Origin of the sequence: Actinoplanes italicus, assembly GCF_003001815.1 — a bacterium.
Lineage (GTDB): Bacteria > Actinomycetota > Actinomycetes > Mycobacteriales > Micromonosporaceae > Actinoplanes > Actinoplanes italicus.
The window spans coordinates 230133-254494 of record NZ_PVMZ01000003.1; the positions used below are offsets into that span (position 1 = coordinate 230133).

At 68.4% G+C, this 24362-nt stretch carries 38 protein-coding genes; 3 read left to right on the plus strand and 35 right to left on the minus strand.

Going from position 1 to position 24362, the window contains the following annotated elements; translation table 11 throughout:
• Positions 1 to 3: 3 nt before the first annotated feature.
• Genes CLV67_RS51745 through CLV67_RS08765 form a run of 3 tightly spaced genes read right to left on the minus strand, consistent with a single transcriptional unit; the run spans position 4 to position 3541 of the window.
• Positions 4 to 141, minus strand: coding sequence for a hypothetical protein (locus CLV67_RS51745; RefSeq protein ID WP_170153787.1), 138 nt, complete (start codon positions 139 to 141; stop codon positions 4 to 6).
• The gene (locus CLV67_RS54190; protein WP_106316673.1) at positions 134 to 1927 is read right to left on the minus strand and encodes a phage minor capsid protein; all 1794 of its coding nucleotides are present in this window, start codon (positions 1925 to 1927) and stop codon (positions 134 to 136) included. The genes CLV67_RS51745 and CLV67_RS54190 overlap by 8 nt, the downstream gene beginning before the upstream one ends.
• Before the next feature lie 3 nt (positions 1928 to 1930).
• Positions 1931 to 3541 carry a phage portal protein gene (locus CLV67_RS08765; protein ID WP_106317106.1) on the minus strand — a complete coding sequence of 537 codons (1611 nt, stop codon included), beginning with the start codon at positions 3539 to 3541 and terminating at the stop codon, positions 1931 to 1933.
• Between the two features lie 45 nt (positions 3542 to 3586).
• Here CLV67_RS08765 and CLV67_RS50965 point away from each other — a divergent pair, with 45 nt between their 5' ends.
• Positions 3587 to 4126 carry a hypothetical protein gene (locus CLV67_RS50965; RefSeq protein ID WP_146169020.1) on the plus strand — a complete coding sequence of 180 codons (540 nt, stop codon included), beginning with the start codon at positions 3587 to 3589 and terminating at the stop codon, positions 4124 to 4126.
• A gap of 27 nt (positions 4127 to 4153) precedes the next feature.
• Here CLV67_RS50965 and CLV67_RS08780 read toward each other — a convergent pair whose 3' ends face one another.
• The 30 genes from CLV67_RS08780 to CLV67_RS08910 all read right to left on the minus strand — a co-directional run bounded on the left by CLV67_RS08780 (position 4154) and on the right by CLV67_RS08910 (position 19627).
• Positions 4154 to 4426, minus strand: coding sequence for a hypothetical protein (locus CLV67_RS08780; protein WP_106316676.1), 273 nt, complete (start codon positions 4424 to 4426; stop codon positions 4154 to 4156).
• Positions 4423 to 4731: a DUF2829 domain-containing protein gene (locus CLV67_RS08785; protein WP_106316677.1), complete on the minus strand. Its 309-nt coding sequence runs from the start codon at positions 4729 to 4731 to the stop codon at positions 4423 to 4425. Before CLV67_RS08785 ends, CLV67_RS08780 begins: the two co-directional genes overlap by 4 nt.
• A complete protein-coding gene (locus CLV67_RS08790; RefSeq protein WP_106317108.1) occupies positions 4676 to 4918 on the minus strand; it encodes a helix-turn-helix domain-containing protein in 243 nt (80 codons plus the stop codon). The genes CLV67_RS08785 and CLV67_RS08790 overlap by 56 nt, the downstream gene beginning before the upstream one ends.
• A 14-nt stretch (positions 4919 to 4932) precedes the next feature.
• Positions 4933 to 6216, minus strand: a complete 1284-nt coding sequence (locus CLV67_RS08795) for a PBSX family phage terminase large subunit (RefSeq protein ID WP_106316678.1) — start codon at positions 6214 to 6216, stop codon at positions 4933 to 4935.
• Positions 6213 to 6725, minus strand: a complete 513-nt coding sequence (locus tag CLV67_RS08800; RefSeq protein WP_106316679.1) for a helix-turn-helix domain-containing protein — start codon at positions 6723 to 6725, stop codon at positions 6213 to 6215. Before CLV67_RS08800 ends, CLV67_RS08795 begins: the two co-directional genes overlap by 4 nt.
• Before the next feature lie 260 nt (positions 6726 to 6985).
• Entirely contained in the window at positions 6986 to 7228 is a 243-nt protein-coding gene (locus tag CLV67_RS08805; protein WP_106316680.1) for a hypothetical protein, read from the minus strand.
• 4 nt (positions 7229 to 7232) lie between these two features.
• On the minus strand, positions 7233 to 7379 hold the full coding sequence (locus tag CLV67_RS51750) for a hypothetical protein (protein WP_170153788.1): 147 nt from the start codon (positions 7377 to 7379) through the stop codon (positions 7233 to 7235).
• The gene (locus tag CLV67_RS08810) at positions 7379 to 7663 is read right to left on the minus strand and encodes a hypothetical protein (RefSeq protein WP_106316681.1); all 285 of its coding nucleotides are present in this window, start codon (positions 7661 to 7663) and stop codon (positions 7379 to 7381) included. The genes CLV67_RS51750 and CLV67_RS08810 overlap by 1 nt, the downstream gene beginning before the upstream one ends.
• Positions 7660 to 8430, minus strand: a complete 771-nt coding sequence (locus tag CLV67_RS08815; protein WP_106316682.1) for a hypothetical protein — start codon at positions 8428 to 8430, stop codon at positions 7660 to 7662. The genes CLV67_RS08810 and CLV67_RS08815 overlap by 4 nt, the downstream gene beginning before the upstream one ends.
• A complete protein-coding gene (locus tag CLV67_RS08820; protein ID WP_146169021.1) occupies positions 8427 to 9140 on the minus strand; it encodes a hypothetical protein in 714 nt (237 codons plus the stop codon). Before CLV67_RS08820 ends, CLV67_RS08815 begins: the two co-directional genes overlap by 4 nt.
• A gap of 49 nt (positions 9141 to 9189) precedes the next feature.
• The gene (locus tag CLV67_RS51755) at positions 9190 to 9363 is read right to left on the minus strand and encodes a hypothetical protein (protein ID WP_170153789.1); all 174 of its coding nucleotides are present in this window, start codon (positions 9361 to 9363) and stop codon (positions 9190 to 9192) included.
• Positions 9364 to 9614: 251 nt separating this feature from the next.
• Positions 9615 to 10007 carry a hypothetical protein gene (locus tag CLV67_RS08825; RefSeq protein WP_106316684.1) on the minus strand — a complete coding sequence of 131 codons (393 nt, stop codon included), beginning with the start codon at positions 10005 to 10007 and terminating at the stop codon, positions 9615 to 9617.
• A complete protein-coding gene (locus tag CLV67_RS08830) occupies positions 10004 to 10957 on the minus strand; it encodes a hypothetical protein (RefSeq protein ID WP_106316685.1) in 954 nt (317 codons plus the stop codon). The genes CLV67_RS08825 and CLV67_RS08830 overlap by 4 nt, the downstream gene beginning before the upstream one ends.
• On the minus strand, positions 10954 to 11376 hold the full coding sequence (locus CLV67_RS08835) for a VVA0879 family protein (protein WP_106316686.1): 423 nt from the start codon (positions 11374 to 11376) through the stop codon (positions 10954 to 10956). Before CLV67_RS08835 ends, CLV67_RS08830 begins: the two co-directional genes overlap by 4 nt.
• Before the next feature lie 147 nt (positions 11377 to 11523).
• Complete coding sequence (locus CLV67_RS08840) at positions 11524 to 11799, minus strand: hypothetical protein (RefSeq protein WP_106316687.1); 276 nt, start codon at positions 11797 to 11799, stop codon at positions 11524 to 11526.
• A 12-nt stretch (positions 11800 to 11811) separates the two neighbouring features.
• A complete protein-coding gene (locus CLV67_RS08845; RefSeq protein WP_106316688.1) occupies positions 11812 to 12039 on the minus strand; it encodes a hypothetical protein in 228 nt (75 codons plus the stop codon).
• Between the two features lie 9 nt (positions 12040 to 12048).
• Positions 12049 to 12939: a MarR family winged helix-turn-helix transcriptional regulator gene (locus CLV67_RS50970; RefSeq protein ID WP_146169022.1), complete on the minus strand. Its 891-nt coding sequence runs from the start codon at positions 12937 to 12939 to the stop codon at positions 12049 to 12051.
• A gap of 96 nt (positions 12940 to 13035) precedes the next feature.
• Complete coding sequence (locus tag CLV67_RS08860) at positions 13036 to 13305, minus strand: hypothetical protein (protein ID WP_106316691.1); 270 nt, start codon at positions 13303 to 13305, stop codon at positions 13036 to 13038.
• Positions 13286 to 13507: a DUF6011 domain-containing protein gene (locus CLV67_RS54705; RefSeq protein WP_373873146.1), complete on the minus strand. Its 222-nt coding sequence runs from the start codon at positions 13505 to 13507 to the stop codon at positions 13286 to 13288. The genes CLV67_RS08860 and CLV67_RS54705 overlap by 20 nt, the downstream gene beginning before the upstream one ends.
• Positions 13504 to 13644 (minus strand): hypothetical protein, encoded by a 141-nt coding sequence (locus CLV67_RS51760; RefSeq protein WP_170153790.1) that lies wholly within the window; start codon positions 13642 to 13644, stop codon positions 13504 to 13506. The genes CLV67_RS54705 and CLV67_RS51760 overlap by 4 nt, the downstream gene beginning before the upstream one ends.
• 187 nt (positions 13645 to 13831) lie before the next feature.
• Positions 13832 to 14059 (minus strand): hypothetical protein, encoded by a 228-nt coding sequence (locus CLV67_RS08865; RefSeq protein WP_106316692.1) that lies wholly within the window; start codon positions 14057 to 14059, stop codon positions 13832 to 13834.
• Positions 14056 to 15888 carry a UvrD-helicase domain-containing protein gene (locus CLV67_RS08870; protein WP_106316693.1) on the minus strand — a complete coding sequence of 611 codons (1833 nt, stop codon included), beginning with the start codon at positions 15886 to 15888 and terminating at the stop codon, positions 14056 to 14058. The genes CLV67_RS08865 and CLV67_RS08870 overlap by 4 nt, the downstream gene beginning before the upstream one ends.
• Positions 15885 to 16811 carry an ATP-binding protein gene (locus CLV67_RS08875; protein ID WP_106316694.1) on the minus strand — a complete coding sequence of 309 codons (927 nt, stop codon included), beginning with the start codon at positions 16809 to 16811 and terminating at the stop codon, positions 15885 to 15887. Before CLV67_RS08875 ends, CLV67_RS08870 begins: the two co-directional genes overlap by 4 nt.
• Complete coding sequence (locus CLV67_RS08880) at positions 16808 to 17002, minus strand: hypothetical protein (RefSeq protein ID WP_106316695.1); 195 nt, start codon at positions 17000 to 17002, stop codon at positions 16808 to 16810. Before CLV67_RS08880 ends, CLV67_RS08875 begins: the two co-directional genes overlap by 4 nt.
• Complete coding sequence (locus CLV67_RS08885; protein WP_106316696.1) at positions 16999 to 17589, minus strand: sigma-70 family RNA polymerase sigma factor; 591 nt, start codon at positions 17587 to 17589, stop codon at positions 16999 to 17001. Before CLV67_RS08885 ends, CLV67_RS08880 begins: the two co-directional genes overlap by 4 nt.
• Positions 17586 to 17954 carry a hypothetical protein gene (locus CLV67_RS08890; protein WP_106316697.1) on the minus strand — a complete coding sequence of 123 codons (369 nt, stop codon included), beginning with the start codon at positions 17952 to 17954 and terminating at the stop codon, positions 17586 to 17588. Before CLV67_RS08890 ends, CLV67_RS08885 begins: the two co-directional genes overlap by 4 nt.
• The gene (locus CLV67_RS08895) at positions 17951 to 18364 is read right to left on the minus strand and encodes a hypothetical protein (RefSeq protein WP_106316698.1); all 414 of its coding nucleotides are present in this window, start codon (positions 18362 to 18364) and stop codon (positions 17951 to 17953) included. The genes CLV67_RS08890 and CLV67_RS08895 overlap by 4 nt, the downstream gene beginning before the upstream one ends.
• Complete coding sequence (locus tag CLV67_RS08900) at positions 18361 to 19035, minus strand: hypothetical protein (RefSeq protein WP_106316699.1); 675 nt, start codon at positions 19033 to 19035, stop codon at positions 18361 to 18363. The genes CLV67_RS08895 and CLV67_RS08900 overlap by 4 nt, the downstream gene beginning before the upstream one ends.
• 69 nt (positions 19036 to 19104) lie before the next feature.
• Positions 19105 to 19305, minus strand: a complete 201-nt coding sequence (locus CLV67_RS08905; protein ID WP_106316700.1) for a hypothetical protein — start codon at positions 19303 to 19305, stop codon at positions 19105 to 19107.
• Between the two features lie 61 nt (positions 19306 to 19366).
• The gene (locus CLV67_RS08910; RefSeq protein ID WP_106316701.1) at positions 19367 to 19627 is read right to left on the minus strand and encodes a helix-turn-helix domain-containing protein; all 261 of its coding nucleotides are present in this window, start codon (positions 19625 to 19627) and stop codon (positions 19367 to 19369) included.
• A gap of 147 nt (positions 19628 to 19774) precedes the next feature.
• Between CLV67_RS08910 and CLV67_RS08915 the strand changes: the two genes are divergently transcribed.
• The gene (locus tag CLV67_RS08915; protein WP_106316702.1) at positions 19775 to 20218 is read left to right on the plus strand and encodes a helix-turn-helix domain-containing protein; all 444 of its coding nucleotides are present in this window, start codon (positions 19775 to 19777) and stop codon (positions 20216 to 20218) included.
• Positions 20219 to 20829: 611 nt separating this feature from the next.
• On the opposite strand, the gene CLV67_RS08925 is transcribed toward CLV67_RS08915, so the two are convergent.
• The gene (locus CLV67_RS08925; protein ID WP_146169023.1) at positions 20830 to 21618 is read right to left on the minus strand and encodes a DUF4145 domain-containing protein; all 789 of its coding nucleotides are present in this window, start codon (positions 21616 to 21618) and stop codon (positions 20830 to 20832) included.
• A 110-nt stretch (positions 21619 to 21728) separates the two neighbouring features.
• Here CLV67_RS08925 and CLV67_RS50975 point away from each other — a divergent pair, with 110 nt between their 5' ends.
• Entirely contained in the window at positions 21729 to 22940 is a 1212-nt protein-coding gene (locus CLV67_RS50975; protein ID WP_146169024.1) for a hypothetical protein, read from the plus strand.
• Between the two features lie 117 nt (positions 22941 to 23057).
• Here the strand turns inward: CLV67_RS50975 and CLV67_RS08935 are convergent, their stop codons facing one another.
• The gene (locus CLV67_RS08935) at positions 23058 to 24362 is read right to left on the minus strand and encodes a tyrosine-type recombinase/integrase (RefSeq protein WP_106316705.1); all 1305 of its coding nucleotides are present in this window, start codon (positions 24360 to 24362) and stop codon (positions 23058 to 23060) included.

Consider the following 24362-nt stretch of genomic DNA (forward strand, 5'->3'; position numbering starts at 1 on the left):
CCGCTACTGCTCGTCGTCCGGTTCCGGGGCCCACACCGGGATCGGACCACCGCGCGGTTCGGCCAGGATCGGCGGCGTGTAGTCGCCGTCCTGCCGTTCCCGCATCCGCTCCTCGCCGTCGGTGAACTCCTCGTCAGCCACCGGTCACCACCTCTACGTCGATGTGGCGCACGCCCTGGGGGTCGCGGCCGCGGTCGGCCACCACACGCAGGCGCTGGCCTCGGGCGATCAGGACCTCGGCTTCCAGGCGCATGTCGGAGGCTTCGACGGCGGGTGTGCCGGCCGGGGCCAGGATCCGCATGACGACGGGTGTTTTTCCGCCGCTGGCGAAACTGACCGCGGTCGCCTCCTTGACGGTGGTGGAGAGGAAAGCCTCCTCGCGCCACTCGGTGCCGGTCAAGTCCCCGTCCAGGCGGTCGCCGAACAGCTGGCTGCCGTGGAGCACACCGCGGTGCACGGCGATGTCCTGGGTGAGGGTGGAGGCGGCCATGGCCTGGTCCATGCGGGCGATGATCGGCGTGACGTCCGCAGCCTCGTACCCGTACGGGAGCGTCTGCCCGCGCAGGTGGCGGTTGATCGCCGCGTACTCCGCGCCCGTGTAGGTGTTGACCGCCCGCAGGCTGTCCGCGTGCTCCTCGGGCCGTGGCCGGCGGGAGACGCCGAGCTGCGGGGTGTCGAGTGCCTGCTGGCCGGTGGCCGCCGCAGCGAGACGTTCCGCGTAGGGGATGGGCCGCGGCGCTGGCGCTGAGCCGGACGCCAGCACCGCGGTGTTCGTGGCCCGCCGCTGGCGGGGCAGGTTGCCGCCGCCGATCTGCTCCCGATAGGCCAGCCGCTTCAGCGCCGGGTTGGCCTTGAGGTGCTCGCGCATCTCGTTCTGCCATTTCCGTACCCGGGCCTTCGCGCCGGCCTTCGCCTCAGGAGTCAGCGCGGCCTGCTCGCGTTCCTTCCATCGGCGGATGTTGCGCTCGATTGCCCGCTGCCGCTGCCGCGCGAGGTCGCCCTCCGGGTCGGCAGTAGGGATCGTGGGATGTTTCGTCACGCCGGGCAGGTACGCGCGCACCGAGTGGCGGCAGTTCGGGTGCTGAAACCCGGCCCGGCGGGCGTTCTCCAGCACCGCGCGGATCTCGATCTGCACAGGTTCGCCGGTGATCTGGTGCGGCACTGTCACGTCGCCGGTCGGGCCGCGGTCGATGCGCAGGATCTGGCCCTCGTACGGGCGGCAGCGCTCGCACTCGTCGGCGACGTTGGACACGATGACCAGTTGCAGGCCGAGGCGCTGCTGCCGGTCGGTCTGGCCCTGCACGGCGGCGCGGGCGGTCACGGTGCGGACGCCCATCTCGACGTAGGAGGTGAGCCGCCAGCGCCGGCCGGACCGGTCGGCGAACGAGGTGAGGCCGCGGTCGACGAACCGGGCGTAGGCCATCTGGGAGGCCTCGCGGCGAGTGATGCCGCCGGCCACGCTGGCTGCGGTCGCCTGGGCGATCACCTTCCGGTACGCATCGAGCACGTCACGGAGGACGTTCTGCGAGCGCTCGCCGATGTCCCGGACGAGGGCCGCAGCAAGGTTGTGGATCACGCTGGCACGCGGGATCTCGCCGAGCACGGCGGGCGCGCGGGCGGCATCGGGGTCGCGGGGCAGAAGCCTCGCGGGGATGCCGAACAGGGCCGACGCGCTTCCGGCCCGGTAGGCGGCGGCGAGCGCGGTCCGGATCGCTAGCGCGGAGGCGCGCTGCACGATCGTCAGGATCCGCTCCACGCTCGTGCGCAGCGTCGACAGGGCACCGAGGCGGCGGGCGGCCCAGTCGGGTGCGTCGAGGCCTTCGGCCAGCCGGCGAGTCACCTGGGCGAGGACAGCCTGTTCGGCGGCCCGGTACAGGTCGACGGTCTCCCGGACGATCTCCTCCATCTGGTCCGGGTCGACCGCCATCGCCTACTCCTCGGGCTTGTCCTCCGCCGCGTCGTCGTCCTCGTCTTCGCTGCCGGGCGGTCCGTTTCCGGCGTGGCCGCCGAGCGTCTCCTCAACAGAGATCGCCGAGCGTTGGTCCTCCCGGATCCGGGAGATCTCCTCGCGGACCTGGGTGTCGTCCCAGTCGGGGTGCACCATCCGCACTGAGGTTTCGATGGAGATGGCGGAGGCGGCGTTGAGGAGCTGGATGACGCGGGCGACGGTCTCGGGGCCATCGCTCACCGAGTCGCCGAACTCGACGTTCGGCTTCTCCGGATCGACCGCCGCGGCGAGGCCCCAGGCGCGTTCGTACTCCAGCAGGAGCTCCACCGCGTCGCGGATGCCCGGCTTCCACGCGCCCGAGATGCGGTTGCCGCGCGTCGTGAAGCTCATCCGCTCCTTGGCCTGGGCTTCGGTCGCGGTGACCGCGATGTTGCCCTCTTCGCCGAGCGTCTGCGACGAGAGGCCAGCATGCCGGAGGGCCTGAGTGTTGAGCGACTCGGCGGTCTCCTTGTGCTCTTGCCAGCGGATGGCGAACTGGTGCGCCGAGATCTGTTGGCCCATCGCAGCTTCTCGGTTGCCCATCGAGTTAACGGCTGCCCACACCTCGCGGTCCGCGTCGAAGGTGGCGCCGTTGCCGCGGCCCTGCGACTGGAGGAAGTGGTCGGGGACGACGAGCCGGGCCTTGGCGAGCCGGACGTCGCGCATCCACGAGGTCCACGTTTCGTCGATCTGGTCGAAGATCGGCTCGTTGCCCTGGAAGTCGGAGCGGCCGAGGTACTTCAGCCCGGCGATGGTGCGCCAGGTGCGTTGTGGGCCTGCGTTCGGGATGCGGACGACGTCGAGCCGGTCGAGCTTTGTCTCCTCGCTGCCGGTCTCGTCGACCAGGTCGGCGAGGTGCGCGGAGGCGCTGTAGTCCGTCAGCGGTACGGGGCGGCCGAGCTTGTCGTGCGTGCCTTCGTGGACGGCGTGGACGATGCGGCCGCGTTCGTGGTGCTCGAGCAGGCGGACGACTTTGTCGCCGTCGGAGGCGAGCACGGACCAGAACGTGACCTCGATGAGGCGGCCCCAGCGGATGAGCGGGATCGCTCCGTCGGCGTGCACCGTGGCCAGGAACGCGCGGTCCTTGTACACCTCGGGGTCGCGGACGGGGCGGAGGTAGACGTCGCCGAGGGCGGACGCAGCCTCAGCAGCGTGGAGGAGCAGGGTGTGGAGGCCGTCTTCTTCGAGCTGCTCCAGGCGGGCCGTCACGGCGTCGTTCTCGCTGGTGATGGCGGGCGGCTCGGAGAAGATCAGGTCGGCGGCGGTGCGGGCGAGGTCGGCGGGGAGCGGGATGTGGATCCGCCCGTCCCGGGCGCCCTGCGGGGGCGGTGAGCCCCAGAGCCAGCGGGAGATGGTGCCGACGAGCCCACCGGCGTACTGCCCGGCCCGTGCACGCTGCGAGGGCGGGAGGGACTGGCCGTTGCTGTCGCGCCAGCGGTAGACGTTGCGGAGCTTGTCGGCGGTGCCGTCGTACCAGGCGTCCCAGTCGGTGTATGCCTGGTAGGCGGGGGCAAATTCCGGGGGTGGCCAGGCGCCTTCGGTGGGGATCGGCACGCTGGCCACCTCCTTGATTGCGCAGGTGGCCTACGCTCGAACGTCGTGGATCTCTCGCCTGACTGGGTGGAAGCCGTCGGTACGTGGGTCGGCGGCATCGGCACCGTCGGAACTCTCATCTACGCTGGCCGGGCTCTGCGCCATGAGACCGAGCGTCGACGGCAAGACGTTGATGATCTGCGCAAGGCAGAGCGAAGCGCACAGGATGCGCAGGCAAGAACCGTGGTGCTCCACGATGCAGGTGTGGACGGTCATCTCTTCGGCCGGATGGACCAGTACAAGATCGTCGTCGGGAATTACGGCATGCATCCGATCACCAACGTGGTCGGGAAACTGGTGTACCGCGAAACTCAGGCCCAACTAGGCAAGTTCATCGGCGGCCCAGCACCGTTGCCGGTTCTCGAAGGCGGCAAGCGGCAACAACTTCAGTGGGAAGTCATGATCAAATGGCCGGGCGCCGCTCAGCAGCATGAACTGCCGGATCATTTCGATCTGGAGGTCCAGTTCACGGACGTCAATGGTATCCGATGGGCCGTGCGGCCCGGCCTGGGCCAACAACCGTCACGGGTATACGACATCGAGTGACCATGCCAAACGGCGTTCCCCGGACGATCAGACGCGCGGCGGCCAGAACCACGTGCCCGGGCGGTCCCCGAACGTGCGGGACGTAGCCCAGTAGCAGTCCTCACCGTCGAGCTGGACCTTCAGGTTCGCCGTCACATCGCTGCCGTCGAAGATGGCGGTGACGACGGCCGGGAGGACCTGGCCCACGCTGACCAGGTTACGGACCTGGTGGCCTCGGGTGAGCGGCAGGTTCCGGTCGATGGCGTCAACGTCGCCGGCGGACAGCGTGTAGAAGACGGTGCAGCCCAGGGACAGCGTCACGGGTTCTCCTTGTCGGTGGTGGGTCGGACGATCCCGCCGGCCAGGAGCCAGTCCTCGGCGAGCAGGTCGGTCTGCGAGGCGACCCACGGCACGAACTCGCCGTCGACGGTGCGCATCGTCAGGTACGGGCGGAACACCAGCACCGTGCCCTCGTCGACGCCGAGGGCCTCGGCGGTGTTCGCGTTCGCGCCGATGCCATCCGGATAGCCCTTCTGGAGCACGACGTACATGCCCTTGCCGTTCCAGCCGCTACGGCTGACCTTGCTGCCACTCTTCAGCGCGCTCAGTGCCTGGCCGAAGTCCATCAGGGGCTCCTTCACGGATCGGGACGATGATGGCGCGGATCTCCCGCTCCAGATAGCGACGGTGGCCGCCCAGCGTGAAGACGACCGACAGCTTCCCGGCGTCCGCCCACCGGCGCACAGTGTCCGGGCCGACGCGGAACGTCTCGGCCACCTCGGAGGTGCGAAGCAGCGGCTCGACCTCGTGCATCGGGGCTCCTCGGATCAGGCCGCGGCGAGCACGCCCGGCGTCTCCCGCACCAGCGGCCGCCACAGCACCTCAGGCGTCTTGATCGCGTACCGACCGGCGTCCATCGAGTGGTCCATCAACTTGATCGGCTTGTCCTCGCCCTTCAGCGCCGCGTCCGGGTCCCACACGTAGCCGGGGCACTCCTCGATCCAGCCCGCACACGACTCGTGCACGCGGAGCAGGCCTTCGGAGAGCAGCGAGTCGACCAGGCGGATGCCGTCCTCGACGGCGTTGTCCGCCTTGATCGGGGTGAAGCCGTCGTCGTGCATCTGCTGCCGGAAGTTCGCGGCTGACGGGTCGACGCACACCCACTCGGGGTTGATGCGCAGGTGGTCAAGCCACTCGCGTAGCCGGCGGGAGTACTGCACGTCGGACAGCTGCCGCTGCTTCTTCTTGCTGTCCCAGCGCCACTCGCGGGCCAGGTAGAGCAGCCCGTCGACGCCGACGCCGAGGATGAGGCCGGCGAACGGGTTGACCGTGCCATGGTCGATACCCAGGCTGATCCAGCGGTCGATCGGGGGCAGGTCTTTGACGACGTGCCGGTCCGGGTCCCAGGACTCGTAGATGGCGCCCTCGGCCATCACCCACAGGCCCAAGATGTTGCGCTTGAAGTAGAGGCCCTTGTACTGCCGGTGGTAGCGGTCCTTCACCTGCTGGGACAGGACGGGGTTGTCGTCGAGGAGGAACTTCAGGACGTACCAGTCGCCGGCCAGCTCGCCGCCCGGTCCGGCACGGTCGATGCCGTCGGTCTTGAGCCAGTGCATCGGGTTGTCGGGGTTGGTGTTCCCGAAGATCTGGGAGCCGTCGACGGAGCAGCGGCCGAGGAGCTGCTCGTGGAATGGCTGCTGCATCAGGGACCACTCGTCGACGTAGGCTCCGCGGCAGGTCATGCCGCGGAGGCGGCCTTCGGCCTTGGCGTCGTTGAAGGTGATCACTTCGACGGTTTCGCCGAGGATGGTCGCCGTCGACGAGCCGCGGGTGTAGCTGGTGGCCTTGGCGAGCGGGCCGAACAGGCGCGGGTCGCGGAGCGGGTTGAAGATGTTGCGGACCGCGGTGTCGTACGTCTTCGCCGTGACGAGCAGGTCCCCGGTGGTGGGGGTCTTGGGGTCGGCGATGAACATCAGCCACCGCAGCAGCCCACTGGCGGTCTTCCCGGAGCGGATGGCGCCCTCGGCGAGGTTGACGAACCGGTCCGATTCGACGAGGTATTGGACCTGCTTCTCGGAGACCGGCAGGTCCCGGAGGTCGAGTCCCGTCACTGGTTGCGGGGTGCGCCGAACGCCTGGATGAGCCGGTCCCGCAGGTCCGTCAGCATGGACTTCTCGCCCTCGTCGCCGGTGTCCTTGTCGTACTCAGCCAGCTTCAGGGCGGTGTCGGCGAGGGCTTTGACCGCGATGGCGATGGACTGCTTGTCACGGAACGGCGGCTCGGGCACCGAGCGCTCGTTGTAGTCGTTCTCCTTGCCGCCGAAGTTGTAGATCTTCGACTCGGTGAACATCTGCTCCATGAGGCGCTGGGCGCCGGCGAGTGCCTCGTCCTGGAGCTTCGCGCGCCGGTGGGCGGCGTCGACGACTCTCGCGGCGACGGCTTCAGCGACCAGGTGCCGGTCGAAGGAGAGGCCGGCTTCGGCGCACACCTTGGAGACGGTGGCCTGGGAGCGCTTCGCCAGTTTGGCGATCTTGTTGCGGGACAGGCCTTCGGCGTGGAGGGAGATGATCCGGCCGCGGTCTTCGTCGGTGATCGGGTTGTATGGGCCTCTGGCCGGCATGGTGTTCTCCCGAGGGGTGCGGGCCGGGCCTTGCCGGCGGCGCGCGCGACCGCCTTGCGGTGCGCTGTGGTTTGGGGGCCGGCGCACGGCTGTCCGTGACGTGCGCCGGCCGCAGGGCTGTCTCCGACCGCAGGTGCCCGCCGCAGACCCCGGAGACAGCAACAGCCCCGACGCCTGTGCGGAGCGCCGGGGCTGAGCAGTGAAGAGACTCCACCTACTGGGTTGGAGTGCTCAAATAGTGCAAGCCGTGATCGAAGGTGTCAAGCAGCTCGTACCGTTCGGGGCCTTCCGCGTCGTGAGCTGCGTTTACGCTGTTCGATCTCTTCTGCGGCGGGCAGCGGGTAGTACACCGCGCCGCGTCCGGGGCCGGTAAGGCGGGCGGCGGGGAGGCCGTCGCGTGTGGCCCAGTTGCGGATCATCTTCGGGGTGATGTCGGCGCCGAGGGCAGCGGCGATCTCGAAGGCGGTGCCCCACTCCTCGCCGGTAACTGGATTCGTGATCATGCGCTCACCAGTACTTCGCGGCGAAGTGCCAGCCCGCGTAGATCAGGGTGCCCCAGAAGGTCAGGCCGAGCAGCACGCTGAAGGCGCCCCAGAGCCGGAACCACCACGGTTCCCCGAGTCCGCGGGTGCCGTAGCCGAGTCGCCTGGCCATCAGAACGGTGCCTCGTCGTCGAAGGCGGGCCGGTTGCGGGTCTGCCAGAACCGGTCGTTGGCGTGCCGCTCGATCTTCCGCCAGCGTCGACGCCGCTGCTGCCACCGACGCTTCTGCTGACGACGCACACGAGCGGGTGGCAGCTCGCAGAACCAGCAGAACTGGTCCCAGGAGCACCAGCAGGGCGGCTCGTCAGGTTCGTAGTCGAGGAGGTCGTCGAGCCGGTCGTACACCGGGTCGTAGCCGTCGTCGCCGTAGTCGGCCATCCAGCCCTGGTCGGTCACGCTGCCAGTCCCATCGTCCGTACCCCGGCCGCGATCGATGCTGCGAGCGCCGAGTCTGCTGCCCAGATGTGCCGTACCCCGCGCGTCGGGACGTCCATGCCGCACTCGCACCCGTCACCGATGCACACGCACGAGGACGCGCACGTCACCGTCCACCGCGCGCTGTCCGGCGCCGATGACTGGATGCGCAGGCGCCGTCGGTCGCACGCCGGGCACGGTGGGGCGAGCGGCGGGGCGATCAGGTCCGCGTCCAGGCCGGCGTACGAGCGCACCAGCTGGTCCGCGTCGACGAGGGCCAGGGCGACCGCCTCCGCGATCCGGGCCGGGGTGGCTGGGAGGACGACGGACAGCCACGTCCACCGGGCGTCGCGCCGGATATCCCACTCGTCGAGGACCTCGTGCCACAGCGGGGTCCAGGCGAGCAGCGGATCACGATGGTGCGCGTACGCCAGCAGCCCATGCACCTCGACGAGGACCTGGTGGAGGTCGCGTTCGAGGTCGGCGAGACCTGGGGCGTCACCGGGCGCGGCTGAGCCGGCGGAGGGCTTCAGCCCGGTCAGGCTGCCCGCCTTGCGCTCGGCGCGCTCGGTCCGGAGCAGTTCGTCGTGGCGGGCCAGCTGGGCGAGCGTGCGGGGGCGGGACTCGGCGGGGCCGAGCTGGGGGCGGCGGATGAGCAGGGCGTCGCGGTGTTCGTCGAGGTGGCGGAGGGCGCGGCGGAGGGACCAGAGGGCGGCTTGGGCGTGGAGCTGGTGCGGATGCCGGATCACGCGGCCACCCTCGCGGCCTGGGCACGCGCCCGCTTCCGGCCACGGCCGTACGAGCGCCAGGCCTCGGCACAGGGCTCGCACGCCGTCTCTTTGCGGCGACGGTGCCGGGTGTAGCCAGCGGTCGTGCCGCATCCCTGAAGCTGGCCGACGGGCCGCTCAGCGTAGGTCTTTCGCCACTGCCGCGACGGGGTTTCGTGCTCATGCCACAGTGCCCGGAACGCTGCTCGTGCCCTGTCGATGCGTTGCTGAGCAGCGTGGGCGGTGACGTCGAGGAGCCGAGCGGTCTCATAGATCGTGCCAGCCGCTGCGAACGTGGCGAGAACCGTCTTGTGGTGGCCAGAAAGCCGACGCCAGATCTGACGTGCCGCGAAACGTTCGACCATCGGTGAACTGAAGTCCGGCGTGACAACGTTGCCCCAGTAGCGGACGAAGCCGGGAGCGCTGGCGAGCTCGGAGTTCCGGTCGAAAGCCGAAGCTCCGTAGTGGCGGCGGTCATCACGGATGGCGGCGTGCACTGCGTCGAGGCCTGCATACCAGAGCGCTTGGCGGTCAGGGGCGGCGTCCGCCGAGTAGAGGGTCTCCACAACGGCGGACCAGGCCTCGTCGTAGCGGTCGGCGAAGTTGGATGGCGCGTAACCGGCTGCTACGACTGCGGATCGGGCAATGTCGCCCACTTGGTTCAGTGTGTATCCGTGCACGAGTGCGGTCATCGGGTGCTCCTGGGTGTGGTGGGCCGTCACACGGACGGCCCACAGCGGGCTACTTCGGCGGGGTCGCGACGACCTGGTTCATGCCGTCCGTCAACAGCGAGACCTCGGTGTAGCCGAGCTTCTCGGCGGCCTCACAGATCGCCTTGAGCAGAGCGCCGGCGGTTTCCAGCGGCAGCGGGAGCGCGAGGGTGACCAGGTGCTCGCGGCCGAGGGCGTCTTTCACGTGCGCTCCTTCACGGGTGTGGGGTGTGGCGCCAGCACAGGTCCGTCCACGGCGGACACACACGGCCGCACCGGACGCACAGGCCCAGACCGGTCCACAGCGCAGTGGCCACCACAGCGGCGTACAGGGCGATGAAGAACGCGAGCAGGGTCATCGGTACCTCAGCCAAATACCGAGGCCGATCAGCGCGAACGCAATCAAGGCCATGCCGAACAGCTCACGGTTCATCGGATCGGTGAGGATCTCCCGCATCACGCCACCCTCAGGTCCTCGGCCATGAGCCGCTCGTGCGCGATCCGCACGTACGCCGGCACCCGCCCGTGCGGGCTGACGGGGATGCCTCGGCCGGCGGCCCAGGCGCGCAGCTCGTCGTTCGAAGCGGGCGGCGGCGGGGCGATCGCCGTGACGCGCATGGCGTCGACGAGGCTCTGGCCGGTCTTGTGCTGCCAAGCCAGGGCCATCTGGGCGGCCCGGCCGCGCTGGTGCTTCGCGGCGGCCAGGACGTGGGCGACGGTGGTCGGGTCGTGGCCGGTGTCGCGGCAGATGTCGGCGAAGGTGCGGCCGATGCCGAACATGGCGAGGGCTTGGGCGGCGTCGGGTCCGACCGGGTAGCCGTTCATGACGATGGTGTCGGTGTCGGTCACTGGGTGCCGTCCTCGACGTCCATGGGGATGCGGATGACGTAGCCCTGCAGTTGGGTGCCCACGGCTACGACCCGGCCGTCGTACTCCTTGGTCTCCTCGGGCGTGAGTTCGCGCGTCGAGGTCTTGGGGAAGCGGACGCCGATGAAGCCGCCGCCTTCGACCCAGGAGCCGATCCAGTGCTCGTCGTCCTCGCCGGTGATCGAGGCGAGGTTCGGTTCTGGGCGGGAGAGGTCGCCGAGCTTGTGGTGGGCGATGGTGGCCATCATGTACCGCTCAGGAAGCGAGTTTTCCTCACTTTCGGGCATAGGATAATCACTCTTATGCAATGAGTGCGTCCCCCCGGGGCCACCGGAAAAATCTTGGTCACCCTCCCGTGTATTACGTACGACCGAAGTCGTGTCGCCGCTTGACGGGGTGGTCTCCAGGAGTTCGATTGCGGCCTCCGTGAGTTCCATTCGCGTGTCGTCTTCGCGTTCGCCTCTGGTCTCGTGGAGGGCTTCGCGGAGTCGTTCGATGCGGCCGATGGTGTCGATGTCGCCCTCGTCGAGTGCGTCGATCAGGTTGTCCGCGGCGGTGCGGAGACGGTCGAGGCGGCCGACGACGGTGGCTCGCATCTGGTCGAGGGCTTGGATCTGCTCGAAGCGGATGCCGAGGCGTCGGGCGAGGCTGTCGCGTTCGCGGGTGGTCTGGCGAAGGCGTTGGTCCCAGTCGTTGAGGCGGCGCTGGAGGGCGTCTGCATCGCTTCGGGCCTGGTCGCGTTCGCGGGTGAGCTGGTCGACCTGTTCGCGGAGGGCGCCGACGGTGGGCAGTTCGAAGTCGGGGGTGTTGGGCCATTGGGCTCCGATGGCGCCGCGGTGGGGTCCGGGGTGTCCGGTGTCGAGGTGGCAGTAGTCGAAGGAGGCGGGCTTGGTGTTGCGGCAGAGGGTGGGGTCTGGGGTGGGCTCGGTCATCGGGTGGCCTCGGCCTTCTCGGCGAGGTAGCGGGCGACGGGGCCGTCAGGGGCCGGCTCTCCGGCGAGCGGGAAGCCCCACACGGACTTCTCGGCGTGGCCGGTGTTCTCGGCGGGGATGACGATCTCCCAGGGGCCACGGAAGAGGCCGTAGGCGGCCCAGTTGCAGCCGCGGCCCTTGTACTTCTGGGTCTTGTACTTGGCGTCGAGGGCACCACTGTGGCGGCCGATGCACTCCTGGCCGCATCGGCCGGGGTCGGCGCCGAGGTCACGGAACTCGCCGAAGGTGGCGATGTCGTCGCAGTGCGGGCACTGGAAGGCGATGGCCATGGTGTCGTCTCCGAAGCGGAGCCGGGCTTCGGTGACGAGGTCGGCCTGGGTGATGCGGACGTGCTTGAGGCGGGCGTCGAGGTTGGTCATCGGGTGCGCTCCGATTCGAGTCGTAGGCGGATCTGGCGGGCGGCTGTGGGCGTGATGTAGGTGAAGCCGGGTTCGGGCTCTGGTGGTGGTGTGGCGCGGGCCTGTGCGCGGGCTACGGCGGCTGCGGCTGCTGCGGCGGTGCGTTTCTCACCTGGGGTTCGGTGTGGCTGCACGGGGCTGCTCCGGTCGGCAGTGGAGGGCCAGCTCGGCAGCGACCATGACGGCCAGGCCGAACTGGTCGTGGAGGCAGCAGTCGGCGCCCATGGTGATCTCGGTGGCGATCGGGCCGATGGCGAGCTGGTGCGCGGCGTCGAGGCGCGGTTTGCCGGCGGGGAGTGCGTCGGCTGCGGCGACGATGCGGCGGGCGATGTCGCGGGCCTGGGCGTGGAGCTGTTCGGTGTACTGGCTGGGCTTCTGGTCCATGGCGGGGGCCTTTCAGGCGGCGGTGCGGCGTGCGCGGGCGCGGGCGGCGGCTTTGCGGCGGAGTTCGGCGAGGTAGGCGGCGTGGTCTTCGAGGCTGTTCCAGATCGGGCCGTCGTCCTCGTCCGGCTCGGGTGCCGGGGCTGGCGGTGGGGGCCGAAAGTCGAACTCGAGTTGGACGTGGTCGACGCCGGGGATGACGGTGAGTTCGGGTTCGTGCGGTAGTCGGTGAGGTGCGGGCATCGGGGGCTCCTACGCGGTTTTCCGGGCCACGCCGGGGTGGCAGGTGGGGCAGCGTTTGGCGCGGCCGTCGTCGAGTGGGATGAGCCGGCCGGGGCCGCATTTGCCGCACTGGTCGGGCATGCCGGGCCCGCTGGGGCTGTGGGTGTCGCGGTGTTCGCCGAGGAGCTCGCGGAGGTCGCCCTTGCGCATGCCGCGGACGTAGGCGCCGAGAGAGCGGGGCCGGTACCGCTTGGCAACGGTTTTCAAGATCAGGCGTGCCTCATCCTCGGTCGCTCCGGTCTGGTCCACGACGTAGGCGAGAGTGGGTCGCGAGCCTTGATCGAGGACGGGTACGGCACGGGATGGATATGGGGGCGATGGGTCGCCACCTGGCGGCGACTGGTCGACACCTGACGGCGATGTGTCGCCGCCTGCCGTCGACTGGTCGCCTCCTACGAACGGAGGAGGCGACGTATCGCCACCTTCCGTGACCTGGGGTTTCTGGGTAGGTGTCGACTGGTCGCCACCTACGGGACCGGCTCCGGCGTCCTGGACGGGCTGTGGGGGTGTCGAGGCGTCGTCCCCTTGCCGGCACCCTTCACAGCGGCATCCGACCGGTGCCGGGAAATCCGGGACCGTCCATCTCGGGGCGATGCCCGGCAGCGCGTACAGGGGGAACCCGCGTCGATCCACGCCGACCGGGATGCGGACCCTGATGCCGTTCCGGGCGAGCCGGGAGATCGCGTCCCGCAGCGCCGACTTCGACAGCCGGGCCCGACGCGCGAGGTCGTCGGTGCCGATCTGCCGGGTGTCTCCCGTGCCGCGTAGCTGCTCGGCGATCGCGACGAGGACGAGGGCCTCGGCGGGGGTGAGGGAGGCGGGGGCGTGGTCGAGTACCGCGGCGACCTGGCGGTAGCTCATATGTGCCCATCCCTAGGTTTCGTCAATGTGCGTGGTTCCGATCTGGGGGCGCTCTCCGGCCCGGTCCTCCCCTGGCGGGCCGGAGAGCAGGGCGGGTCAGGCGTCGGGGAAGCAGGCCTGTTCGGTGCAGGCGACGGCGCCCTTGTGGTCGGCCCAGGCCGCGGAGTACAGCGGCGACGGCTCGCCCTTCGGGTCACACGCCGGGACGTTCACCGACACCTGGACCGGCTGGTTGGAGCCGACCACCCGGCGGGTGTTGGGCCGCTTGTCGGTGGTGTGGCGGTGAGCGATCGCGTCGGGGCCGAGCTGGCCACGGACGGCGACACTCAGCCCGCCGGACATCAGGTCACGGGGCAGTTTGGGCATGGCTGGTCTCCTCGAGTTCGAACAGCGGGAGTTGGCCGAGCACGGATCCGGCCGGGGCCGAGCGGATAGACGGGACGAGCACGGTGTTGCAGCGGGGGGATGGGGTGAGGCCGAGCCGGCGGGCGCACTTCGGGCCGACTCCGCGGACCCGGGCGAGCTGGTTGCGCAGCTTCCGGCCGCACACCCGGCAGCGGCGGATCACAGGACTCCCAGGCGGACCGCGGTGACGATCTCGATGTACGCCTGGTCGTGCACCTCGTCACCCAGGCAGGCGCCGCCGCACGGGCCGCAGTAGTCGTCCTCGTCCGGCTCCGGCGGGTCGAAATCCTCGGCATTCACCGGCGCCTCCTCTGTGCCTTGTGGCCCACGTGCCAGTGACTGGCGTAGGGGCAGCGGTAGACGTTGAGCTGCTGGTAGCGGGTGCCGGTGCGCCGGGCCAGTGCGGACATTCCGACCGCAGCTGATGCCCTTGTCGGGTAGGGGTGCTTGCTCTTGCAGGCGTGGTCGGGGCCACCTCCCCGGCGGCTCACCGGTCGCCTACCCGGCGCTGGTGCTCGGCCTGGGCGGCGTCTCGCTCGGCCTCGGCCGCGGCGATCGCGGCTTCGTCGTGCACCGAGTTCGACTCCGACAGCGGGCAGCTTGCGCAGACTCCCGGCACCTCGCTCGGCTGCCACGGGTGCAGGTCGATCCCGCGGTGCGGCTGCCGGGGCGCCCGGACCGGCCGGCGGCGGCCGGTCCGGGTACCCCTGCTCATGCGACCGCTCCGGCCAGCTGCGGTGTGGTGCAGCCGCACGCCGAGCACCGGACTCCCCGGCCGGCGGGGCGGTGGGCGATCGTCGTGTGCTGGCAGTCCGGGCAGGACCGACGCGGCGCCGGCACCGGTGTCTCCAGGGCGATCCCTGCCGCTGCCCGGCCGATCCGGAGCGCCTCAGCCGGGTCCAACAGCGACTCGCCGGCGTAGAAGCAGCGGGGCAGGTGGAAGCCGTTGTCGCAGCCGATCGGCTGGCACGGTCCTGGGACCCCGTCCTCGTCGTCCTGGGTGTTGGGGTCGTACGGGTTGGGTAGGTCGTCGAGGATCGCGTCGGGGTGTTCCCGTACCGCGGTGGCCAGCCACGACGACGGCCCCGGGACACCGCGGTCGAAGTCGTCGAGCCAGGCCAGGCCGCCCCGGTCCAGGACCTTCCGGGCCCGGGTCACCGCGACGTACGCCAGCATCAGCTCGTCCTTGCGCCACAACGGACGCCCGGTCAGAGGGTCGACGCGGGGCTCCCGGAAGTCCGGGGCGATCCGAACCTGATCCCATTCGCGGCCCTTGGCCTTGTGCGCGGTCGAGATGATGACGTCGGCCTGCTTCTCGTCGACCAGCGACGACACGATGGCCAGGATGCGCTCCGGCGTGTGCTCGTTGATCAGCTTCACCAGCACCTTCAGCGAGCCGGAAGCGTCGTCGAGGGCGGCGTGCTCTTCCACCTGGTCCCAGGTGGAGAAGGCGATCAGCTCGGGGTGGGCCGTGCCCTTGCCGGACATGAGGTCCATGGCGGCCTCGGCCAGCCGTACGAGCTCGGTGCCGCCACCGACCAGGGCGGCGCGGCGGCCGGCGGATACGGCGGCGACCAGCTGGCCGATCGCTCCGGCGTTGGACCGGCACAGGACAGCATCCGGGCGGTCCAGCATGCCGATCGTCGAGCCAGCGGGTTCGAAGCCGCGGAGCCGCAGCGGGGCGCGGAGCAGGTCCAGCCAGCGGTTGGCCTCACCGGCGATGGCCGGCCCGAACCGGAACGACTGAGAGAGGGTGAGGCGCTGGTCGGCGACGAACTTGCGCATCGCGTCGATCGCCCCGCGGAAGCCGTAGATGGCCTGGGCGGAGTCGCCGACCATGATGCGCTGGGCGTGGTCCTGGAAGTGGAACAGGCTGGCCATGACGGGGCTCAGGTCCTGGGCCTCGTCGAGGAGTACGAAGTCGACCGGGATCCGCGGCCGCGACAGCTGGTAGATCTTCAGGTAGGTGTCGTGCGTGAACTGCAGCCGCCCGCCCCGGACCAGCTGCAGGTCGTCCCAGGCCTTGCGTGCGAACGGCACCAGGTACTTCGCGAGCTCGGCGTTGTCGGTGTCGCTGTACCCGTCCACCGGCACCAGGTGCTGGACGCCGGGCTCGTTGTCGGCGGAGTTGAGGAACATGCCGACCATCGCCATCACCAGGCGGGCCAGCTTCACCGGCGACAGCGGGGCGAGCGCGTCGGCGATCTGCACCGGGTTGTTGAAGCCGAGGACCTCGGCGGCGGTCTTCGCGGGGACGCGGGGTCCGGACAGGCGGGCCGAGAAGTGACGGCCGACCGGCCCGAACGCCAGCGAGTGCGCGGTCCGGCAGTCGACGGAGGCGGGGAAGTCGCGCTTCGCTTCGGTGGCCAGGGCCCTGTTGTACGCGACGTACAGGCCGCGGCGTCGGGGCTGGGCGTTCGCAGCCATCTTGAGCGTGCTGCTCTTGCCGCAGCCAGCGCCGGCCTGCACGACGATCGTGGGCCGGGCCTCGCTGGTGAAGGCGTCGATGACGGCGGCCTGCTCGGCGGTGGGTGTGTGGCTCATGCCGGGGCTCCAGCGGGCTCCTGCTCAGCAGCACGCGCGGAACGGGCCTTCGCCTCCAGGCCACGGCCCCGGATGAAGTCGCCGAGCGCAGCGCTGTCCCCGGTGTCCGTGATGATCGCGGCCATCAGCAGGCCGTGCCGCTCGGCTTTGCGGTACACGTCGATCAGCTCGTCGTACGTGGCGTGAGGCGCCGCCAGGACCTCGTCGCGGATCTCCTCGGCGGTCGGTCCGGCCTCGCCGTCCTGCAGCCAGTCTCCGAGGGTCTGCCCGAAGGAGGCGTCCGGGCGGTTGATCACCGCACCGGAAAGCGTCTTGCAGCGGCTCTTCGTGACGACCAGGGTGTTGTCCAGGTCCATCGTGCCGACCAGGGTGAACTCGTACTCCAGGCCCTCACGCTGCTCGGCCTTCAGGCCGATCTTCTTCGGCACCTTCTTGCCGCGGTCGTTCTCTTCGACGACCCATTCGGTCTTGGTGCGGAGCGTTGCGATCAGGTGGCCCGGATAGGCCAGCATCGCCTCGATCATGCGACGCTCGGTGGGCCGCATCTCCTTCCAGCCGCCGAACGTGTTCCCGCCGGCGGAGCGCTTCGCGGCCCGGTCGACCTGTTCGAGCATGCCGTCGGTGCCCATCCAGAAGTGCGACAGGCTGTCGATGACGATCACGTCGTAGCCCGCCTTGGCGGCGGCGGCGAGCGCGCCGGTGAGCAGCTGGGGGTCGTAGCTGTCGAGTTCCAGGGTGTCGAAGTCGAACTCGTCGGCGTACAGGCTGGCCGAACGGTGCTCAGTGTCGATCAGTGCGATGCGCTGGCCGAGGGCGCGGGCGGTGGTCAGGGCGGTGTAGGTCTTGCCGCTGCCTGACGGGCCCTCCAGCGCGATGCGGGCCTTAGCCGCCTTCTTGGTGGCCTTGGTGAAGGTGAAGCTCATCGGGGGTGTCCCTTCGCGTCGAACTTGGTGTTGGCGGCGGCGCGCATGGCGGCCAGCAGCGGGTGGACGGCGTCGCGCTCAGCACGGGCGGCGTCGGCGGCCGGCCCGGTCGCGAGGACGATCGGCGGCTTCTCGCGGAGGACCTCGGCCCACTCCGCAGCTGACTGCGCAGCGGTGATCGGCTCGCTCACGACGACCGCCTCATGTACCGGGCCAGCGACTGGGTGGCCCGCCAGGTGAGGGTCTTGAGCGCCGCATCGGTCATGCCCATCTCGGCGCTGGCGTCGGCGATCGACAGCTCACGGAAGAACCGCAGGATGATCACGTTGCGCTGCGGCTCCGTCAGGAGCTCCAGTGCGACCAGCAACCGGGCACGCAACTCGGCGTGCGCCATCGCGGCCAGCACCGGCTCATCCGCAGCCGGAGCCCGGCTGTCCCGCAGCCGGTCCGCGCTGTCCTCCGGGACGATGTCGAACAGAGAGGACGAGCGGTTGGACTTCTTCTTGAAGTGGTCGGAGATCAAGTTTCGGGCGATGGTGACGAGCCAGGCCCCGATCGCCTTGTCGCGGCACTCGAAGTTCGTAGTGAGCCGGGCGAACGCCCTGGTGAACGTGTCGTGTGTGAGGTCTTGGGCCAGATACTTGTCCGGCAACCGCCGGTACACGAAGCGGTAGACCGTGTCGTAGTGGCTGCGATAGATCTCGGCGAACGCGTCGGGGTCTCCGGCCTGGTGGCGGCGCACCAGGTCCAGGCCCTCGTCGACCGTGGGCGCGGTCATGCCCCGCCTGCCTTGCGAGGAACGGACTGGAAGCTGGGAATGATGCGGGTCTGCTCGAGTCCGCGGCGCCGTTCGGCGGCGGTCGGCGGCATCCAGCCCGGAGACACCCGCTCGATCGTGTCCTGGCGATGCCGGCCGACCGGCTGTGCCGGGGCGGCTGGGGCGAACGGCGGCCACGGGTGCGGGACCGGAGTCACCCTGGTCGGCTCGTCCGGAGGCAGCGGCGGTGTGGAGACGGTGGCGCCGGGGTGCTCGGGGCCGAGCTGGCGCAGGCGGGACTGCCCGATGCCGATCAGGATGATCGCGGCGCCGATGGCGATCGCCGCGACGACGATGGCGCAGCCGATCAGGACGGTGCGGTTCACTGGTGGTCTCCCTGCTCGTGCGGCGGGATGAAAGCGGGCGCCTCGAAACGGGCGTTCCAGGCCGATTCGAAGGCGGCGCGGTCGATGTCGTCCTGGCGCTGCCGTCGGGTGCGCTTCGGGTGGGGCTTGTCCATCAGGTAGGAGGCCCGCTCGACGGCGGCCTGCCGGAGCTCGTTGCGCCAGCGCAGGCCCTCGTCGTACTTCGCGATCCGGGCGTTCGCCTCGTCGAGGAGCTCGACAGCGGCGTCACGTTCGCCGGTGGCGATGGTCAACTCGCGGCGGAGCTTGTCGGCGCGGTCGAGGAGGTGCTTGCGGGCGTCGCGGAGCCGGGTGGCCTCGCGCTTGTGGATGCGCAGTCGGAGCAGCGCGACGACCAGGGCGAGGACCGCGGCGACGGCGGTGGCGGTCACCGGTTGCCCCCGGCGAGCTTGGCCTCCAGCTCGGCAATCCGGGCCTTCAGGACGGCCGGGTTCTCCTCGTCGGGCGCCGGAATCGGCGTCTGGACGCAGATGTCGAGGCCACAGGTCAACTTCTTCTGGGCCTCGTACTCCCAGGAGTTGCTGATCTTCTTCGCCACGGGCGCCGTGTCGATCAGCGCGGTGGCAAGCCGCTCGACAGCGAAGGTCTTGGTGCCCGCCGGGACGACGAAGTGAAAGGTCAGCCAAACCGAGCGGGGCAGCTCGCCGGTGAACGCGGCAAGGCGATCGCCGAGGTCGTGGAAAGCGGCGGACAGCTCGGTGCCGCGGTTCCAGTCGCCCTGGTTGGCGAGCGCCCCGTTGAGGCCAGCGGCCATCGCCTGGGCGGCCTTAAGCTGGGCGTCGATGTGGTCGGTCTCGCCGATGTCGTCGACCATGTCGAGCTTCCACTCGACGGCGATGTCGGCCTCGTCCTCGGGCCGGTTGGTCAGCCACCAACCGTTGCTCATCTGAGTCGGGAGAGCGGACAGGCGGCGAATGCTGACCTCGACGTTGCTTTCCTGCCCGTACTCGTCGAGGGCCTTCGCCGTGGTGGTGACGTATCCCTCCTCGTCAGCGAGGAGGACCTGCCACAGGCTCGGGTTGGTCGGCGGTTCGTACGTCACTGTGGTACTCCTTGGGTGTCTGGGCGGTCCCGTGCGCTGGCGAGCTGGCGGGGCCGCCTGGTGTTTGTGCTAGGAGGCCTTGCGGGCCGCGCGGGCCTGGGCCGAGCGCAGCGACATCAGCGCGAAGTGCGCCTTCTTGAGCCGCTCGACGCCCGCCGCAAGCTCCTCCGGCGACAGGACGCCGTCCGGGTCGACCTGCTGCTCCCACTTCCGGCGCTGACCTTTCGAGGCCTTCTCCGTCGCCTGGCGTCGCTCAGCCGGGGAATTCACACGCGCCCACCGCGTGTTGGCTGCGCGCGCAGCGATCAGAGATCTGTGCGTAGCGGGGAGGCTAGCGGTTGACACCGGCGGCCTCCGGGGTGCGCATCAGGTCAGCGGAGGTGGTGTTGAGGGCCTTGGCGATGCGGCTGAGCAGTACGGGCGAGGGCTTCCGGCGTCCGCGCTCGATGTCGCAGATGTGCTGGAGGCTCGCGGGCTTGGCCTTTCTCGCCAACGTTGCGGCGGTGAAGCCCTGCTCCACGCGGAGTTTGCGGATGAGCTGGCCGTCTACGTCGCCCGTTACCTGGCGGTGCGGCGGTGCCGTGTCGGTCATGTGCACAGCATTGCGCAGTCGTGCGCAGTGCGCAAGTGGCTGCGCACCAAAGAGTGCGCAGCATTATGCGCAACACTGCGAGGATCGACGCAATTCACTCATGTTTGATGTTGCGTAGTCGTGCGCAGTAGGCCTTAGGGTGAGCTCATGACTGACGCGCTCGCGCCCACCGAGCTCGGCCGTCTCCTGGAAGCAGCACGCGAGAAGGCCGGCATCTCCGGCCGCCAAGCCGCGGCGCGATCAGGCTTCAGCGCAACCCGCTGGCGCCAGATCGTCAACGGCGAAGGCGGCAGGCCGCCCGCTCCCACCGTCGTCGCTGCAGCCCTCGGAGTCGGCATCGAACCCGGATCGGCCCTTGAGGCCGCTGGCCTTCCCTCAGACCCCGCGACGATCAACGCGATCATCGCGGAGCTGGCGAAGGCGAGAGACAAGAACCGGACCACGCGATCGGTGACCGGACTGGCCGAGGAGATCGAACGGATCCGCGCGCTTCCCCTGCCGGCGCAGGAGCGGCTACGTGTCGCCCAGGGCGTGATCAGTCTGTACGAGGACCTGGCGCGTGAGGAGCAGGCCGCAGAGCCCGTGGATTAGGCGTTCTGGACACCACTCGCTTATGCGTTCCGTGGAAATCCGCAGGTCACGGGCATGCAGGTAGAACGCGGGAAAGCACGACGCTAAACCGCAGTCTGCTTACAAGCGGGGGGTCGTAGGTTCGAAACCTACCGCGCCCACCAAGCTGAGCAGCATCGGAGCGGGCCGCCAGAGAAACAGGTGACCCGCTCCCGTCTCACTTCTTGTCTCATTTCGCTTCAGACGCAATCCTGTGGCCTGTCTGCGATAGCTCTTGCGAAGAGTCATCGGCTGCGCCTTGATATGGCCCAGAGACTGGCGCCCCAAGGCCAAGGTCGCCCCACCGCCGCGTCTACTCCCGATAGGCGTGCCGCTCGTCGTGTGGCGTTGACGCCGGTCCAGCAGCAGACGCCCCTCGCGCGACCGCCGACGACCTGCAAGCGGCGATGACACGCATCCGTGTCCTGGCCTCCGCGATCCTCGACGACAGCCTGATCCCGGTCGACCCTGTCCATCACCTTTCAGCAGTCCTAGCTCTGAGACGCTGGCCAGGAGGCCGGCCCGAATAGCTCGTCTCTGTCGGCTATACCGTTTGGTGGTCCAGTCGCCCGGCATTTGTCAGTTGTGACAGATTAGGGCCTACTGCGGGCGACCGTCTTGCGTGGCGCGGGGCCTCGGCGCTTGTTTACCAGGGCTACCCGGCGCAGCAGTTCCGATTGGCTCGGATCGTAGAGCAGGCGCAGTGCATGGCTGAACATCTGCGCGCCTTCGAGCACATCGTGGGCGCTGAGTCCCGACTCGTGACTGCCGGAGTTGCCGATCCATTTCACTGCTAGCAGCACGTCGGCGACGTCTGGCTTGGTTCTGGCGAACTCCTTGATGCGTTCGTCGGCCATCCGGTGTCTCCGGTGCCGCTTCTGCGTCTGCTGGTTGGTGACTATCCTGGTCTTGGTGACATTCTGCGCGGTCATTAGTTCTTCGATCGCCACCCGCAGCCGGCCTGCGGCTCCAGCAGGGTCAGTCCAGATGACCGCGGCTGCGGCATCGGTTGCTTCCCGTACAGCTCTTGGGGTGCGTGCTGGGCAATCCACGATTGAAGGCGCTGGCCGGGCAAATCGAAGCCGATACTGCTCTGTCCAGGACCCGTACTCTGTGGGTTCCTGAACCGTCTCGTAGTCTCCGGCCACTGCGACGGTCTCCCAACAGCCGGCCAGGGAGCAGGAGAGCATGCCAGTGAATACGCCCAGTACCCACTCGGGCTCAAATTCGTCCGGGCGCTCGTTCTCCGCTTGGTGCGACGGACCAGAGCGTTGCGTGTAGAACTTGGTGCGCTTCTCCAGGTGACCGCGTGAGCATGTCGGACAGATGATGTGTGGCAGGTTGAAGAACCAGTCGGTGAGAGGCAGCAGCGGATGATCCACGCTGGACACCGTACGCGGTGGGGATGATAGCCGTCACCCGCGTTGCGACTGTATTGCCTGCCCGCCGGCCCACGACGTCATCGTTTGATTCAAGCTGCTATATGTGAGTCATGCAGCCGGTGCTCGAGATGCTGTTCTTCGCGGTACGAGTGTACGTCGTCAGCCTGGTCCTCTCCGTCGGCGCGGTCTACGTCGCAACGCGATCTATTGTGAGGCTTTGCGAGGACAAGCGAATAGGTGCAATTCTTGTACGCCGGGATTATCGGTCAGGACGGGTAGGTGACATCCGACTCGTGGCCCGGGCGATTGCAGGCGGAGATCGGCCATTTCTAGCCTCGTTGACTTTTCTGCTTGTGGTTATTTGCTTCACCGTAGCTATCGCGGGTCCGCTGAGTATGGCCTTCCAGGGGATAATCTCCGACGGCTTGATTCTTCCTGTCTGTGGGGTACTTGGCCTAGTCCTTAGTGTGGTGGCCCTAGTTTATATCGGCAGCGGCGGGCGTAAAAGTGGCTCAATACTTCCCGCTATCGACGTGCGTCCGTTGACTATTCGACACTCAATACGCATTCAATTTGCGACTGCTGTCATCCGCTTCGTCCTAGTCGGCGAGTTGATTGTGCTGGTCGCATTTTTGGCCGGTGTGGCCACTAGCCCGCATATCTCGTCCCGGCCAGGCGGCGAACTGGCCGACCCGATTGAGTTGCTTTATCTCGTGGGTATTGCGCTTATGGGCATGCTGGCATGGCTGCTCCGGCAGCTACTCTTCTGGACTGTTCCGCATCTAGCCGCCTTTCGGCTATTAATGCAGGTTACCGATCGCCATGCAGCACAGTTGGCGGGCGCGCCAGTTCGTGACGCTCTCATGGCCCTGTGCCGGCTCGTGAGCCGGTATGCAGTCGTTATATCGGGGAGAGAGGCGGTGGTCCGTAGTCAGAGTCCGCCTGCGGTTGTGCTGCGCAGTGTGGAGGGAAACCTTCGAACCTTCCTGTCGAACAAAAGGTCAGTCGGTGTGCGGCTCGAAGATGTGCGGTCTGATCTGATCATGGTGGCGGCTTTCCTTTGCCACCCAACATCCGTCCCGCTTTTCGAGATGATTGCCGCCCGCATGCAAGCCTTTACCGACTCCGGTGAGCCTCGAGAGAAATATCGGAGCGAAACTCCAGCTCGCTTCGTCGTCTTCATGAATAGGTTCCACTCCGGCCTGGAGCGGACTCATCAAGGGTTTATGAGATCACTGGCTATCATTGCCGGGATCATTGTGATTTTCCTCCTGTTCACGGGCGCGATCAAATTGCCTGACATCATTAAAGTTGTGAAGTAGTGAGAAGCGGAGCTTTGCGGTAGTCGTGCTTGCGGCTGACCTAGATGTTTACCGCGCTGCCTAAGAGGCATCCCGTAATGACGGAACTCTCGACAATGCCGAGAGTTCCGTCATCTGTCAGCGAGATCGATTATTCTTCCAAAGTAGCTCCGTGACTTGCGCGGCGATATTAACCGCGAGTTCCGGAGCTAGGTGTTGATACCGGGTGGTCATGGCCATCTGAGACCAGCCCATGACCTCCATGACGGCCCGGGTAGGTACGCCGAGGACGAGGAGCATCGTCGCTGCTGTGTGACGAGCGTCATGCAAGCGTGCGTCCCGGACACCAGCCTCTTGGAGGAGTTCCTTCCAGGCGTCGTGATCCGCACGCGGATCGATCGGCCGGCCGTTTTGTTGGGCGAAGACCCAACCGCCCTCCTCCCAGAGTTGGCGGGCACGCTTCCGCTCCGCATCCTGGACTTCCTTGTGCACTCGAAGCGCCGCCACGATCGGGGCTGGAATCCCTACTGCGCGGCGGCCCGCCCGCGACTTCACGTCGACCTCTTTGAGGCCGCCTCCGTGCTTCTGCGGGCATTTGCTGGCGTGCCGTGCGCAATCGGAAGGGCACGGCGGCGGACACGCCCGCTGATGCCGATGACATTTCGGTGGACACGGCTTCGTCTTGTGCAGCCGCTCTCCGCACTTGGTCGGGTTGTCGCAGCCGTGTCGCCACCTGTAGCGCTGAAGCTGGCGGGGGGTGCGCAACAGGCCTTTGTCGAGGTCGACCCGATGCCACTTAAGACCGAGCGTTTCTCCTTTCCTCAGACCTAGCGCCAGCGCTAGGGCGAACCGGACGCCATTTCGTTTGCCGGCCGCCACGTCGAGCAGTCGTTGCGCCTCTTCGACGGTGAAGGGCTCAATCTCCTGCTCGTCCAGCCGGGGCGGCTTGGCGAGCTGCGCGACGTTGCGCCCGAGGTGACCCCGGCGTACGGCAACGTTGAGCGCGGTCTTGACAGTCCGATGAGTTTGGTGTGCGGTCCCCGGCGCACTGCCGGAGCGGATCATCTTGGCGTATAGGTATTCCAGGTGCTCCGGCTCCAGCTTCTCCAGGCGGTTAGCACCGACCCCAGGAATCAGGTGCTTATAGACCGCAGCCCGGTAACCGACCATCGTCGTCTCCCTGACAGACGGCGCGGCGACGTTCTCGACCCAGTGAGTGAGCCAGGACTTCACGGTCCACCGCTGGCCAACCTTGCGGACCGTGCCCTCCTCCCGGTTCCGCTCCAGCTCGCGAACCTTACGGGTGACAATGGCCTCGGTCTTGCCGCTCACGTGACGACGATCGGGCTTCCCGTCCGGCTTGGTGCCGACCGTTACCCGCCCGTGCCAGGCTCCATCGGCGCCCTTATAGATGCTTGAAGCGCCGTTCGGCTTGCGTCCCAT

Excerpts from the sequence above, each read along its gene's own strand:
- CLV67_RS54190 (WP_106316673.1), bottom strand. The coding sequence starts at position 1,927 with ATGGCGGTCGACCCGGACCAGATGGAGGAGATCGTCCGGGAGACCGTC.
- CLV67_RS08785 (WP_106316677.1), bottom strand. The coding sequence starts at position 4,731 with ATGGACTTCGGCCAGGCACTGAGCGCGCTGAAGAGTGGCAGCAAGGTC.
- CLV67_RS08790 (WP_106317108.1), bottom strand. The coding sequence starts at position 4,918 with ATGCACGAGGTCGAGCCGCTGCTTCGCACCTCCGAGGTGGCCGAGACG.
- CLV67_RS08800 (WP_106316679.1), bottom strand. The coding sequence starts at position 6,725 with ATGCCGGCCAGAGGCCCATACAACCCGATCACCGACGAAGACCGCGGC.
- CLV67_RS08805 (WP_106316680.1), bottom strand. The coding sequence starts at position 7,228 with ATGATCACGAATCCAGTTACCGGCGAGGAGTGGGGCACCGCCTTCGAG.
- CLV67_RS51750 (WP_170153788.1), bottom strand. The coding sequence starts at position 7,379 with ATGGCCAGGCGACTCGGCTACGGCACCCGCGGACTCGGGGAACCGTGG.
- CLV67_RS08820 (WP_146169021.1), bottom strand. The coding sequence starts at position 9,140 with ATGACCGCACTCGTGCACGGATACACACTGAACCAAGTGGGCGACATT.
- CLV67_RS08830 (WP_106316685.1), bottom strand. The coding sequence starts at position 10,957 with ATGACCGAGCCCACCCCAGACCCCACCCTCTGCCGCAACACCAAGCCC.
- CLV67_RS08835 (WP_106316686.1), bottom strand. The coding sequence starts at position 11,376 with ATGACCAACCTCGACGCCCGCCTCAAGCACGTCCGCATCACCCAGGCC.
- CLV67_RS08840 (WP_106316687.1), bottom strand. The coding sequence starts at position 11,799 with ATGGACCAGAAGCCCAGCCAGTACACCGAACAGCTCCACGCCCAGGCC.
- CLV67_RS08845 (WP_106316688.1), bottom strand. The coding sequence starts at position 12,039 with ATGCCCGCACCTCACCGACTACCGCACGAACCCGAACTCACCGTCATC.
- CLV67_RS50970 (WP_146169022.1), bottom strand. The coding sequence starts at position 12,939 with ATGAGCTACCGCCAGGTCGCCGCGGTACTCGACCACGCCCCCGCCTCC.
- CLV67_RS08860 (WP_106316691.1), bottom strand. The coding sequence starts at position 13,305 with ATGCCCAAACTGCCCCGTGACCTGATGTCCGGCGGGCTGAGTGTCGCC.
- CLV67_RS08865 (WP_106316692.1), bottom strand. The coding sequence starts at position 14,059 with ATGAGCAGGGGTACCCGGACCGGCCGCCGCCGGCCGGTCCGGGCGCCC.
- CLV67_RS08870 (WP_106316693.1), bottom strand. The coding sequence starts at position 15,888 with ATGAGCCACACACCCACCGCCGAGCAGGCCGCCGTCATCGACGCCTTC.
- CLV67_RS08875 (WP_106316694.1), bottom strand. The coding sequence starts at position 16,811 with ATGAGCTTCACCTTCACCAAGGCCACCAAGAAGGCGGCTAAGGCCCGC.
- CLV67_RS08885 (WP_106316696.1), bottom strand. The coding sequence starts at position 17,589 with ATGACCGCGCCCACGGTCGACGAGGGCCTGGACCTGGTGCGCCGCCAC.
- CLV67_RS08910 (WP_106316701.1), bottom strand. The coding sequence starts at position 19,627 with ATGACCGACACGGCACCGCCGCACCGCCAGGTAACGGGCGACGTAGAC.
- CLV67_RS08915 (WP_106316702.1), top strand. The coding sequence starts at position 19,775 with ATGACTGACGCGCTCGCGCCCACCGAGCTCGGCCGTCTCCTGGAAGCA.
- CLV67_RS50975 (WP_146169024.1), top strand. The coding sequence starts at position 21,729 with ATGCAGCCGGTGCTCGAGATGCTGTTCTTCGCGGTACGAGTGTACGTC.
- CLV67_RS08935 (WP_106316705.1), bottom strand. The coding sequence starts at position 24,362 with ATGGGACGCAAGCCGAACGGCGCTTCAAGCATCTATAAGGGCGCCGAT.